Origin of the sequence: Candidatus Protochlamydia naegleriophila, assembly GCF_001499655.1 — a bacterium.
Classification (GTDB): domain Bacteria; phylum Chlamydiota; class Chlamydiia; order Chlamydiales; family Parachlamydiaceae; genus Protochlamydia; species Protochlamydia naegleriophila.
The window spans coordinates 516007-528065 of sequence record NZ_LN879502.1; the positions used below are offsets into that span (position 1 = coordinate 516007).

Genomic DNA, 12059 nt, shown 5'->3' on the forward strand with positions numbered 1-12059 from the left:
AGCGCGCCTTCATAGGATACTATGTTTAGAAAAAGAATTGCGGGTTTGGTGCTTTTGTGGACATTACTTGTTGCAGGCTGTGTTTGGTTTTTTCACACACCAGGATTAAAAGACTATCACAACTATCAAAGATTGATGGAATACAGCGATCGCTCGACTAAGCGGCCTGATAAGGAGAGTAAGCCATTTGCAACGCAACAGCAACGCTACCATGTGACTAAACAAGTCTTTTTTGTGAAGGATAATGAGCGCTTGCAATGGCGTTTAAAAAGTGAAAGCTCTGAATTGAGGTTTGGGCAGCAGGAAAATGCGGTCGAATTGGTTGAGCATTTTAAAGATGTCTCTTGTTCGTGCCAAGAAAAACTCGTTTTTTGTTCGGACAATGGCAAGATTATCTCTGATCAGCAAAAGCTGTTAATGGGTCAATCCTGCGCGCCCAAGCAGCTCTTGCGCTGCTTGAACGCCAAACAAGCAGTTTATCACTATAAAACGGAGCAGCTGGTTGCAGACGATGTCCAATTGGCGCGCTACATGCTTCCCGGTCATCAATGGATCGATAAGATCCACTCTTTTTCCCCAGTGATGACGGGTAAAGCTAAACGAATCCAATTGTCTTTTTCGCAAAACGATCGCTCTTTTAAAGCCCAAGGATTACAGGCTGCCTTTCAAGATTGGAGTAAAGCATTTTGAATTATTTACGATTTATCTCTATTCTTTCCCTTGTCTTTACTTGTTCTCTGGCTGGCCAAGAAAATGACCAGGCAGAACAGATGGTCATCAGTTCCGGAGAAGCCGAATATGATGGACAAGCCATCTCTTTGGTGGGGCAAGTGGTTGTTCAACACGGCTTAGGAAAAATTTCGGCTCATCGCTTATCGGTGATGCCTGCCGAGCAGGAAGGGCAAAAAGGGCGCTTCACGTTGCTCAAGATTAACGATGATATTTTGATCGAGCTTCAAGGTGGCGGTCAGCTGGAGTGCCAGCAAGCAGACATTGATTATTTGAAGCTAACAGGAAACTTCTTGGGGAATAGCATTCATCCAGATGTTGTCTACCGCAATGTGGGGGAAGAGGGGCAAGAGCGTCCGGCATTGGTAGTTAAAGGGCATGAGATGCAGGTAGAGCTTGTACGTCAGCCACTACCCGGTACAAGCATTCCTAAAACGTTGGTTAAAAATGTACTGACACATCAGCAGGTGCGCGTATATTATAATCAAGATTACCTCTTATTGGCCGATCGCGCTTTTTACGAGCGCCTGTTAACTGCTAAGACGACTGCAGGAATCTTGAATCTGACAGCTCAAGAAGAGCAGCCTTATTGCCTCTTAACGAATACGAATGGAGATAGCATTCAAGCCCACTCTATTCGTGTGGATACCATTCAAAGGCAACTCTATTTAGATGATCCAAAAGGGATTCTTCACATTGAACAAGGTAAGAAATCGACCCAAAATATTCAATTTAGCGCTGATGGCCTTATCTGGAACGATATGGAGCAATTTTTGAATTTAAAAGGGCATGTTAGCGTCAAGCAGGATGAAATTGCTCAAATTGATACCGAGCACGAAGTCATCATCTATCAAGCACAAGTCGATGGCAAAAAGGCCCTGCGCTCTATCGTTTCGCCGCAAGAGACAACGATGTCCTATCAAGATAAAATGAAAGAGCTGACTCATAAAATTTTATGCCATGGACAGCTTGTTGTGGACCATGAGCGTCTAATTACAACCATGCAAAGCCCAAAAGATGAGCTCGGAAGTATTCAATTGGATAAACAAGTGTACTTTGAAGATGCATTGGGTGATATCTATGCCGATCAGGTGCAGCTTTTTTATGCATGGAAAGATCGAGAATTGGTTCCTGCCAAAATTGTCTTGGAGGGACATGTGAAATTACTGAATCGTTTCGACGGGCACTTTCAAGAGTCGAGCTCTATTTTGCAATACGCCTTAGCCGACCACGTTGCTTACTTTCCAATCACCCAAGAAATTGTTTTATCTGGCCAAAATGGCAATCGGGTCTTATTCTTTGATAAGGTCAACAATGTTCAAATGAGCGCCCCGGCCTTGAAAATCAGGCGAGATGAGCAGAATCAAAAAAGCTCTGTTCAGGGCATAGGAGATGTACGTTTTACCTTTATTGAGAAAGAACTGAATCAGTTGCGCCAGCGTTTTAGTTTGGATGAAAATACGAAGCAGGAAGGACCATGACCGATAAGTCTTATTCAATGTGTTTAGATGTGCAAAACCTGGTCAAGAGTTATGGAGGAAAGCGAGTCGTTAATGGGCTTTCTTTCCAGGTGCATCGAGGGGAAATTGTGGGTTTATTAGGTCCGAACGGCGCGGGTAAGACGACAGCCTTTTATATGACGGTTGGATTAATCAGGCCGGACGAAGGGAAGGTATTTTTCCAGGAAGCGGATGTGACGCTTATTCCCATGCACAAGCGTGCCCGGATGGGAATGGGGTATTTAGCCCAAGAGCCTTCTGTTTTTCGCAGTTTAACGGTTGAGCAAAATATTTTATGCATTTTGGAGAGTCTTCCGCTAACCAAACAAGAGCGTAAAAATCGTTTAGAAGAGCTCTTAGGTGAGCTTCACCTCGAGCATCTTGCAAAGAAGAAGGCTGCGGCCCTGTCAGGGGGGGAGAGAAGGCGAGTTGAAATTACCCGCTCGCTCGTGACCAATCCATCTCTGCTCATGCTGGATGAGCCTTTTGCCAATATTGATCCGTTATCTGTTCAAGATGTCAAACACTTGATTCAGCTGCTTTCAAAAAAAGGGATTAGCATCCTTATTACCGATCATAATGCCCGCGAAATTTTTTCGGTGGTCCATAAAAGCTATCTGGTTCAAGAAGGCAGGGTCGCTCTTGAAGGCACAGTTGACGAGCTCATACACAATGAAACGGCTAAGAGAACCTACCTTGGCACAGATTTCAAGATGTAGTGGCGGATCACACTCGCGATGGATGAATAGAATCACGGGGTAAAACCCCGTGATTAATCGTGAGATACTCTAGCGGTGAGAGATATCGCTTGGCTGGAAGAAAAACTGGATTTCTTCTTTGGCTGTCTCGGGGCTATCTGAGCCATGAACAGCATTGCGAGTCACCGATTCAGCAAAGTCTGCACGTAGGCTGCCTCTATCCGCTTTTTTAGGATCAGTCGCTCCCATGATTTCGCGATTCTTCGTAATGGCTTGATTGCCTTCCAAGACTAAAATAACGACCGGGCCAGAGGACATGAAATCAACGAGATCTCTATAGAAAGGGCGGTCCCGGTGAACCTGATAAAATTTCCCAGCTTGATCCTTGCTAAGCGTTGTCATTTTAATCGCTGCAATTCTTAGGCCGGATTGCTCAAAGCGAGAAATAATTTCGCCAATGTGATTGTTTTGAACGGCATCGGGCTTAATGATCGAAAGCGTCTGTTCGACTGCTGCTACAGGTCTTTGTTGAACAACTGCTGCTACAGGTCTTTGTTGAACAACTGCTGCTACAGGTCTTTGTTGAACAACTGCTGGACGAGTAGCTTCAGTAGTGTTTGTGCGGTAAGCAGGCTGGTTTTGTGTATTTCTCCAGTTGCTTGTTTGAGTCTGAGGCTCGCTCTTTTTGACATTGCCTGCGCGTTCATAGTCGTCATTGTCATCCTCGTCATCCCAATCATTATCGTCATCTTGATCGTGGTCGTTATCGTCATAGTCTCGGCTAGAATCTTGATTGTAAGAGCCGTGCTCATCTTTATAAGAGTGTTGAGGCGCACCACTATTGTCGTAGTAGTTTCCTTCATTCGAAGAAGGCAGGCGCTGTACCTGGACTTCTAGTCCTTGACGTTGTGGCTGTTGTTGTGCATAAAGTCCTGCTTGTAAGGCAGCGGCAACAGATAAAGTCATTACGAAATGAAAATTCATAGCATTATCCTAGTTAAAGTTAAGGAATACACTCAAAGTACGCAAAAAGTTGCTTAGTAGACAATAAAGTTGGCTCCTTTGTCAAGAAACAATTTTTTAAAGAAATGAGCATGATGTCTGTTCAATGGCAAAATGAGAAAATCTTGAAGAGAGCACAATTAGTGGGTACTGAATGAAGATAATTTGGCTGGATTCAACTAGCCATGTCTATGTAAACCGAAAACTCAAGTTATAAAGATCCATCCCTGTTGTCAAGAAAATTCCTAAGGAGAGAAAGTCCATACTCGGTCAGAATCGACTCTGGATGAAATTGAACGCCTTCCATCTTGCACGAGCGATGGCGGAGCCCCATGATTTCACCGTCCGGTGTCTCTGCCGAAATTTCAAGGCATTCGGGTAGGGTCTCTTTTTTGACAACTAAAGAATGATAGCGGGTAGCATGAAAAGCTTGAGGAATGCCATGAAAAACGCCTCGTCCATCGTGGTGTATGGGGCTGGTTTTGCCGTGCATGGGGAAAGCAGATCGAATCACGTCCCCTCCATAGAGCTCTGCAATGGCTTGATGACCTAAACACACGCCTAAAATGGGTAGATGCCCTGCACAGGCATGCATTAGAGATTTAGATAATCCCGCCTGAGAGGGAGAGCCTGGCCCCGGCCCAATCACAAGATGAGTGGGGCGCAGGTCCAAGCAATCGGCAAGCGATAGAGCTTGATTCCTAACAACCTGAAGTTCGATGCCAATAATCTGAAAGCACTGCACGAGGTTATAAGTAAAGGAGTCAAAATTATCGATAAAGAGTAACAAAATCAAACAAGTGGTTAACGTGTTCTAACGCAGATTTCGTCTGGTTTGAAGAAGTAAGCAATTTCTACTTGAGCTGTTTCAGCGGCATCTGATCCGTGAACGGCATTTTCATCAATCGTTTGAGCAAAATCTGCACGGATAGTTCCAGGAGCTGCTTTTTTAGGATCAGTTGCACCCATGATATCGCGGTTTTTGCTGATGGCGTTTTCGCCTTCCAATACCATGACCAATACAGGTCCTGTAATCATGAAGCCTACTAGATCGTTGAAGAAAGGACGTCCTTGGTGTACGGCATAGAAACCTTCCGCATCTTTTTTGTCTAAATGCTTCATTTTCAATGCGATAACGCGAAGACCAGCTTTTTCAAAACGGGCAATGATATCGCCAATGTGATTTTTGCCTACAGCGTCAGGTTTAATAATAGAAAGAGTGCGCTCTAATGCCATGATAGTTCTCCTTTTGATTCATCATGAATGGATGTAAAATAACAAGATCGTGTCTTTATTATGAATAAAGACATGGTCTAAGAATGGGCATGATTCTATCAAATAAGGTTAAAAAAATCACGTCAAACTCATTACTTTAGAGAAACTGTTTGTTTGCCGTTTTTTTAAAACTTTTGACCATCCCCCAAAAGGGTGGAAAACTGGAGGGAGTGAATTTTTTGTTGGCAGATATTTAATTGCTTTTTGACTAGTTTGTGGTTGGTGATGTCTATCTCTAGTAAATACCTCATTTCTGCTGTTTTTACTTGAAGATTGATAAGATTGGTTTGTAAGTCTTGGATGTCTTTGGATAGGCCAAAGCTAGAGGTTAGCAATTGCTGCAATTCATTATTGACTGAATCGATTTTTGTTAGAAGTATATCGGTGCTAATCTGATCGATTTTTTGTTGGAGAGATTGCATTTTGGTATGAAGATTGATAGGCTGCGCTGGCTCGTTTATGGCTGCTATGGAGAATTCATTTATCTCAGACTGTAATTTCAGGATGCGCGTTTGAATAGAGTCTCGAGGCGATTCTTGAAAGCTGTCAATTAATAAAGAATGAATTTGCTGGTTAAGGTCTAGAAGGCTATTATGCGGCTCATTGAAGTTAACTGGAGACGGGATATTTCCTGGCGTAACTAACATGAAGGCTCCTTGCGAATAAATCGGCTATATTGCAATTCTTTGACTTTTTTAAGAGAATCAATTCAAACTTATTTTATCTATTAATATTTAAGCCTGCCTAATTAGAGGATGTTGCGGCAACTTATCGAAGCTTGCTCTTAATAGGGCTGCGATTTAGGCCCACTCTGTGTCTACACCCCACATGAGATTGTCTTTGGGATCAATGGTGTTAACAAACGTATCGGGCGTGTCATGGGAGGGAAGATTAACAGTCACCGGCTTGGCTATGAATAAGGCGATCTGTTTTTTAAAGATATCGGTAATAATATCCTTATGGTAAAGCCATTGCATTTGGGTCGGAGGCAAAAGAATTTCCCTCTCGGCATTGCCAAATTGAGAAAGAGGAGTGACTTTTTTCCCTTTTAGATTTTTAATTAAAATAGCCGCTTGCGAATGCTCGTTAAAGAAGCCGCTGGCTGGCTTTTCAAAGGCAGTACTGATGAATCCCATCTCCGTCGTAATTTCCCCGCCCTGCAAAACGGCCCATTTGCGCTTGGCTAAAACGTCATCTGGGACATAGCCTTCGGCGCGGTAAAGATATTTTGCCGGTTTTCCATCGGGTCCATTAGGAGGAACGTAATCGGGAAGCTTGTTTAAGCCAGACACAGCCAGAGCAATGTGTAGCAAGCTCTCCTTAATGGTTTGATTGGCCTTAGCTTGAGGCGATAGCATGTCCGGCAGTAAATAGTTATATTTAATGGCATCATCGATATTGCCCCGCATGAGTGCATTCATGGTGCGGTAGAAGTTCCCAGTATACACATTGATCGCTTCTTTTTCGGCAAAAGAAATGGTACGGCAGAGATTGTCAGGATCTAAATCGTCAAAATCGCGTTCGGAGGGCTTGTGCCCCGTCGTATGAAGATAGGGTTGGTGAAGCAGTTGATTGTTGTCCAGAAGCGCCTGATAGGCTTCGATATCCTCTTTACTCAAGGAAATTAAATTGAAATTGGCCCGCTCCAACAAAGTGGAAAATTGATAAAGCTTGCCACCGCTAATCGCTAAATAGCGGTTATCCTTCTTGACAAACTTAACCGAATCAAAATCTTTTAAAAGATTTTTAATTAACTGCTCAAGCAGCTCCGTTTCAATCGTCTTGTTTTGCACCTCAGAAATAATCTTATTTTTAACCTGCCCTTCTTGCCCCAATTTGATAAAACTGGCTATGGCTCTTTCAAATCCCTCTTTAAAGGCCTCATAGGGAGTCAAAATCCCTGATAAAATGGGCTCACTTTGTTCGACATGCTTCTCATATTTCTTCGTCGATTCGACAAAGAAAGGTTGATATAACGGAGAAATGATCAGATGATCGGTAATCTTCTTGAGCGAGGCTGCCATTTCTTGAATTTGACTCATAAAAGATCCTTTAATAATAAAAAATAAGAATGATAAATATAAAATAAAATTACTATTCAATTTTAAAATTACAATTAATTTAATGTAAATTAGTTTGTTTGTTTTTAGATTATGTTTAAATTACGTTGATGTTATTGACACCGATAATCATTTCCTGTTATTTGGTCTGCTTTCAAAATTAAATATTGATAGAGGTTTGTGTATGGAAGAACGCAAGTTTTATACTGGGAATGTTTTAAAGACTGGCTGGACAAAATTTAAAGAGCAGCCTTGGACATGGGTTGGGGCTTTATTGCTTATGGGGTTGATTTTGATGACTCAGCCTTTACTGACTTATCTGGTTACAGGGGATTTTGGTGGAATGCTGTCGGAAGCCGTAGTTGATGAGGGAAGGATTGACGATGGAGGCGAGGAGATTAGGACTCCGGATGAAGCGAGAAATGGCGAAGTGGTTGTTATTTACCAAAACCCTTGGGAAGGGCTCATTTCTTTTATTTATACCTTGATTCAGTCCGGGTTGAGTTTGGGATTAACCTACATGGGTATTCGTGCGGTCGATGGTCAAACTCTTCAGTTGAGTGATTTATTTGCTCGTTTCCGGTACTTTTTTTACAATTTCATCGGGCAAATTTTGTATTCCTTGATTGTTTTGGCGGGCCTCATTCTATTGATCGTTCCGGGTATTATTTGGGGGCTGCGCTACAGTCTGTACCCCTATTTTATTGCCGATAAAAAGGTCGGCCCTATCCAAGCATTGAAAATGAGTGCAGAGGCAACGCAAGGAGCTAAATGGGATTTATTTAAGTTCATGCTGGCCGCCATTTTAATTGGATTGGCTGGGATCTTGGCATTAGTGGTTGGTATCTTTGTTGCCATGCCAGTCATTACCATTGCAACGGCTGCGATTTACCGCATTCTGTCTAATCGTCTTATCCAGTCTGAAGCTGTTGTGCCGCTCAATGCGACTCAAGTTTCACATGGAGAAGGGGTGTAGTTTCTTTTTTAGGCAACTATTTCTAGAGAGGAGAGGGGCATACTTGGCTCCTCTTTTTTCTTTTTGCCAATCCAATAAGTGTGTTATATATTTATAGCGGATTGACTTCAAAGCTTGGATTTTCGACTATGCCAATCAACTTATGATGTCTTAAATGGCTTCGTATTAGAAATACATTGAAACCACCCCAGTTGCGTGATCTTTGCAGCGCTGTCCAAAGCCAAGCTTTGAAATCAATTCAGCTTTTCGTAGACATTTAAGAATTTTTCAAGTCATTAATAATTGGTAACTATGCGCATTCCTTTATCTTGGATTAAAGAATATATCGATTTAAATCTACAACCTAGCGAAATAGCTAAAATACTTACCATGGCCGGGCTGGAAGTCGATGGCTATGAAACAGTCGGTGGTGACTTTTCAGGAGTGATTGTTGGGCGCGTTCTGGAGACTGAAAAACATCCGAATGCTGATAAATTAGTTGTGGCTACTGTGACAGATGGTAAAGAAAGCTATCAGGTAGTATGTGGCGCTCCTAATTGCCGCCCGGGATTAAAAACGGCTTTTGCCCCTATCGGAGCTTCTTTGACTGATGAGGGCAAAGAATTCAAAATCAAGAAGTCAAAGCTTCGTGGCGTAGAATCGAGCGGCATGCTTTGCTCTGGTAAGGAATTGCATTTAACCTCGGATGATGACGGCATTTTGGAGCTGCCTGAGCATTTAGTGGAAGGAACGTTACTGAATGAACTGTATTCGGATACGATTTTTGAAATTTCTTTAACTCCTAATTTAGGCCACTGTTCGAGTGTTATCGGAGTGGCACGTGAACTGTCTGCAGCGACAGGGCTTCCTTTGCGCTATCCCCATTTGGTTTTTCAAGAAGGGGAGCATCCGATTGAGCAAAGCATTAATTTGCAAGTGTTGGCCAAAGAAGACTGTCCGCGTTATACTTGCCGTGTAATCAAAGACATTAAAGTGGGTCCTTCTCCCGACTGGTTGAAAACGAAGCTTGAAAAGTGTGGATTGCGCAGCGTCAACAACGTGGTAGATGTCACAAACTACGTCTTAATGGAAATGGGCCATCCTTTGCATGCTTTTGATTATGACCGTTTGAACGGACAGCAAATTATCGTTAGGCGTGCTAAAGAAGGTGAAACCTTTGAAACGTTGGATGGGAAAGAGCGGGTATTGAAAGAGTCTCATCTGATGATTTGTGCAGGCGAGAGACCTGTCGCCATCGCGGGCGTCATGGGGGGGAGCAATAGCGAAGTCCACGATGGCACGTGTCACATTGTCCTCGAATCGGCTTATTTTGATTCTGTCAGCGTACGTAAAACTAGCAAACAGCTTGGCCTGCAGACCGATGCTTCTAAGCGATTTGAAAGAGGAACAGATCCCAATCAGCTGATTTCGGTTCTCAATCGCGCTGCTATGCTCATTCAAGAAGTTGCTGGAGGGACAATTCAAATCGGCATTTTGGACGAAAAGGCTAAAGAGTTCCCAGAAGCGACCATCCGCTGCCGCCTCAATAGAACGAACCAAATGCTTGGTACTATTTTGAGCAGAGGGGAAGTAGAGACGATTTTTAAAAACCTTGGATTCCATTACCAGTGGGATGGGCAAGACAGCTTCTTCGTGCGCGTACCTACTTACCGCGTCGACATTAAAGAAGAAATCGATTTAATCGAGGAAATAGCTCGTCTTTACGGCTACGATCATATTCCAAGGCAAGGCGGACGCTATCTATCTTCTCAATTGCCTCCTGCACCTATTTATCTTTTTGAAAAAGAAATACAGAGCCGTTTGATCGCCGAGGGATTGCAAGAGTTCCTCACCTGCGATTTGATTGGTCCGACTCTTTTAAATATTGTGCAAGATCACACCATGCCGCCAGAATCGGTTGTCAGTGTTTTAAATCCCACATCGATTGAACAGTCGGTTTTGCGTACCTCGCTCTTGCCTGGTCTTTTACAGGTCGTGAAGTACAATGTCGACCACCAAAACCATCAAATCAATGGATTTGAAATCGGTCGCATTCACTTTAAAGAAGGGGAACAATACAAAGAGCAGTCGGTTGCTGCAATCGTACTGTCAGGGTCTTCACAGCCAGCTCATTGGAATGATAAGCCTAAAGACTATGATTTTTATGACTTAAAAGGAATTGTAGAAAATCTATTGGTGGAATTGGGAATTGAAGAGCCTATTTTCAAGAATATAGGATTGGACACGTTCCATTCCGGACGTCAAGCATCAGTCTTTGTAGGCGCGATGGAAGTCGGTACTTTTGGTGAAATCCATCCGGCTATCCGCCGCCGCTTAGATGTTTCTCAGCGCATTTTGTTTGGTGAATTCAACTTGCAAGATCTTATGCAAGTGGCTACGCGCCTTGAGAAAGTTAAGCCTTTGGCTATCTATCCCGGATCTGAAAGAGATTGGACTTTTACGATCAAGGATTCTGTTCCTTTTGCAGCCATTATGGAAGCGCTCGATGAGCAAAAATCGACGCTTCTGGAGAAAGTTTCATTGTTGGGCGTCTATCGCAGCGATAAATTGAGCCCTGGCTACCAAAATATTACCTTGCGCTTTGTCTACCGTGATCCATCTAAAACTGTGGCGCAAGAAGTGGTTGAGGCTGAGCATCACCGCTTAACGGCCAAAGCAATCAATAAATTAGGCGATGCTATAAAAGGATAAAGGCCTGTTTGCCGGAATTAGCATGAAGAAAGTTATCTACTAGAGTTCTTCTTGCTAAATCCGGCAGACTTAGCAGCCTTTTTTCTTGCAACCTTGCCACTTAATTTCTAACTGACAGCATCTTTTATGCAACATAAACGATGTGATTCTCATTCAATCTGGAGTATGACATGAAAATCCCTTCTATATTACCCGCAGCCTATATCTGCCTATTATTGGCAGCAACAGCTTGCCAAACGAATAGCTGCCGCGACGAAGTCGTTTGCGAAACGTATGTTCACCGCTATGGAGTGCCTCTTCAAGCCAATGATTGGTCGGCTCGAGGACAGCATGGCCAAGTCGTTTCAACTCGCCGCGATGGGGTTGTGGTTTCTAAAACCTATGAATCTGGAATTTTACATGGTGAAACGACTTATACGTTTCCCCATCGCGAATTGATTCAAAGAAAAGAGGTCTATTGCCAAGGAGAGTTGGTCCAAGAGTCTTCCTACTATCCCAATGGCATGCCTCAGCAGCAAATCAACTACGACTCTGGCAAGCATTCTCTAACGGCTTGGTATGAAGGTGGCGTTCCTCAATGCAAGGAAGAGTACGAACAAGGGCATTTAGTCCAAGGCTCTTACTACAATTTGTCCAATCATGAGGAATCTCGCGTAGAAGATCGCAATGGAACTCGTACGAGACGCGATGCCTATGGTCAGCTGATCTCTGTTGACAGCATTCAAAATGGTCAAATGACGATGTGTACGACATACCATCCAAATGGAACACCGGCCGCTTTGACGCCTTATGCCAACGGTGTCATAGAAGGAAAGCGCCGTACCTTTACTGTTGGAGGAGAGCCCGCGACGATTGAAGAGTGGACCAATAATAGCCAGCATGGTAATACCGAAATTTTCGACAATGGCGAAAAATGTGCAGACATGCCTTACATTAATGGCCGTCCGCATGGAGTTGAGCGCCGCTACCGCGATAACGACAAAGTTGTTCAGCGTAGAAATTGGATCCAGGGCAAGAAGCATGGACCTTGTTACAACTATATAGGCAACACAACTCAAACCGATTGGTATTTCCAAGGCCGTCAAGTCAATAAACCTACCTATGACATGTTGAGCAATCAATAATCGAT

10 protein-coding genes and 1 pseudogene are annotated in these 12059 nt (G+C 43.3%); 6 read left to right on the forward strand and 5 right to left on the reverse strand.

From position 1 onward, the window contains the following. Positions 1 to 21 precede the first annotated feature (21 nt). From PNK_RS02045 to lptB, 3 genes are read left to right on the forward strand one after another with little or no spacing between them, the layout of a single operon-like run. Positions 22 to 690: a hypothetical protein gene (locus tag PNK_RS02045; protein ID WP_032125022.1), complete on the forward strand. Its 669-nt coding sequence runs from the start codon at positions 22 to 24 to the stop codon at positions 688 to 690. Further along, entirely contained in the window at positions 687 to 2210 is a 1524-nt protein-coding gene (locus PNK_RS02050) for a hypothetical protein (RefSeq protein ID WP_059059982.1), read from the forward strand. Before PNK_RS02045 ends, PNK_RS02050 begins: the two co-directional genes overlap by 4 nt. Further along, positions 2207 to 2947 (forward strand): LPS export ABC transporter ATP-binding protein, encoded by a 741-nt coding sequence (lptB, locus tag PNK_RS02055; protein ID WP_079992760.1) that lies wholly within the window; start codon positions 2207 to 2209, stop codon positions 2945 to 2947. The genes PNK_RS02050 and lptB overlap by 4 nt, the downstream gene beginning before the upstream one ends. Before the next feature lie 69 nt (positions 2948 to 3016). On the opposite strand, the pseudogene ndk (PNK_RS13965) reads toward lptB, so the two are convergent. The 5 genes and pseudogenes from ndk (PNK_RS13965) to PNK_RS02080 all read right to left on the reverse strand — a co-directional run. Next, a pseudogene (gene ndk, locus PNK_RS13965) lies at positions 3017 to 3439 on the reverse strand (nucleoside-diphosphate kinase); the annotation flags it as partial. A 700-nt stretch (positions 3440 to 4139) separates the two neighbouring features. Then, positions 4140 to 4718, reverse strand: coding sequence for an anthranilate synthase component II (locus tag PNK_RS02065; protein ID WP_032125903.1), 579 nt, complete (start codon positions 4716 to 4718; stop codon positions 4140 to 4142). A 14-nt stretch (positions 4719 to 4732) separates the two neighbouring features. Continuing rightward, the gene (ndk, locus tag PNK_RS02070; RefSeq protein ID WP_059059983.1) at positions 4733 to 5164 is read right to left on the reverse strand and encodes a nucleoside-diphosphate kinase; all 432 of its coding nucleotides are present in this window, start codon (positions 5162 to 5164) and stop codon (positions 4733 to 4735) included. A 164-nt stretch (positions 5165 to 5328) separates the two neighbouring features. Then, on the reverse strand, positions 5329 to 5850 hold the full coding sequence (locus PNK_RS02075; protein WP_059059990.1) for a hypothetical protein: 522 nt from the start codon (positions 5848 to 5850) through the stop codon (positions 5329 to 5331). Positions 5851 to 6003: 153 nt separating this feature from the next. Beyond that, positions 6004 to 7245, reverse strand: coding sequence for an ADP-ribosyltransferase family protein (locus PNK_RS02080; RefSeq protein ID WP_059059991.1), 1242 nt, complete (start codon positions 7243 to 7245; stop codon positions 6004 to 6006). Positions 7246 to 7447: 202 nt separating this feature from the next. On the opposite strand from PNK_RS02080, the gene PNK_RS02085 reads away from it, so the two are divergent. The 3 genes from PNK_RS02085 to PNK_RS02095 all read left to right on the forward strand — a co-directional run bounded on the left by PNK_RS02085 (position 7448) and on the right by PNK_RS02095 (position 12054). Next, a complete protein-coding gene (locus PNK_RS02085) occupies positions 7448 to 8239 on the forward strand; it encodes a DUF975 family protein (RefSeq protein ID WP_059059993.1) in 792 nt (263 codons plus the stop codon). Positions 8240 to 8530: 291 nt separating this feature from the next. After that, positions 8531 to 10930 (forward strand): phenylalanine--tRNA ligase subunit beta, encoded by a 2400-nt coding sequence (pheT, locus tag PNK_RS02090; protein ID WP_059059996.1) that lies wholly within the window; start codon positions 8531 to 8533, stop codon positions 10928 to 10930. Positions 10931 to 11100: 170 nt separating this feature from the next. Continuing rightward, positions 11101 to 12054 (forward strand): toxin-antitoxin system YwqK family antitoxin, encoded by a 954-nt coding sequence (locus PNK_RS02095; RefSeq protein ID WP_059059998.1) that lies wholly within the window; start codon positions 11101 to 11103, stop codon positions 12052 to 12054. Positions 12055 to 12059 lie beyond the last annotated feature (5 nt).

Excerpts from the sequence above, each read along its gene's own strand:
- PNK_RS02045 (WP_032125022.1), top strand. The coding sequence starts at position 22 with ATGTTTAGAAAAAGAATTGCGGGTTTGGTGCTTTTGTGGACATTACTT.
- lptB (WP_079992760.1), top strand. The coding sequence starts at position 2,207 with ATGACCGATAAGTCTTATTCAATGTGTTTAGATGTGCAAAACCTGGTC.
- ndk (WP_059059983.1), bottom strand. The coding sequence starts at position 5,164 with ATGGCATTAGAGCGCACTCTTTCTATTATTAAACCTGACGCTGTAGGC.
- PNK_RS02075 (WP_059059990.1), bottom strand. The coding sequence starts at position 5,850 with ATGTTAGTTACGCCAGGAAATATCCCGTCTCCAGTTAACTTCAATGAG.
- PNK_RS02080 (WP_059059991.1), bottom strand. The coding sequence starts at position 7,245 with ATGAGTCAAATTCAAGAAATGGCAGCCTCGCTCAAGAAGATTACCGAT.
- PNK_RS02085 (WP_059059993.1), top strand. The coding sequence starts at position 7,448 with ATGGAAGAACGCAAGTTTTATACTGGGAATGTTTTAAAGACTGGCTGG.
- pheT (WP_059059996.1), top strand. The coding sequence starts at position 8,531 with ATGCGCATTCCTTTATCTTGGATTAAAGAATATATCGATTTAAATCTA.
- PNK_RS02095 (WP_059059998.1), top strand. The coding sequence starts at position 11,101 with ATGAAAATCCCTTCTATATTACCCGCAGCCTATATCTGCCTATTATTG.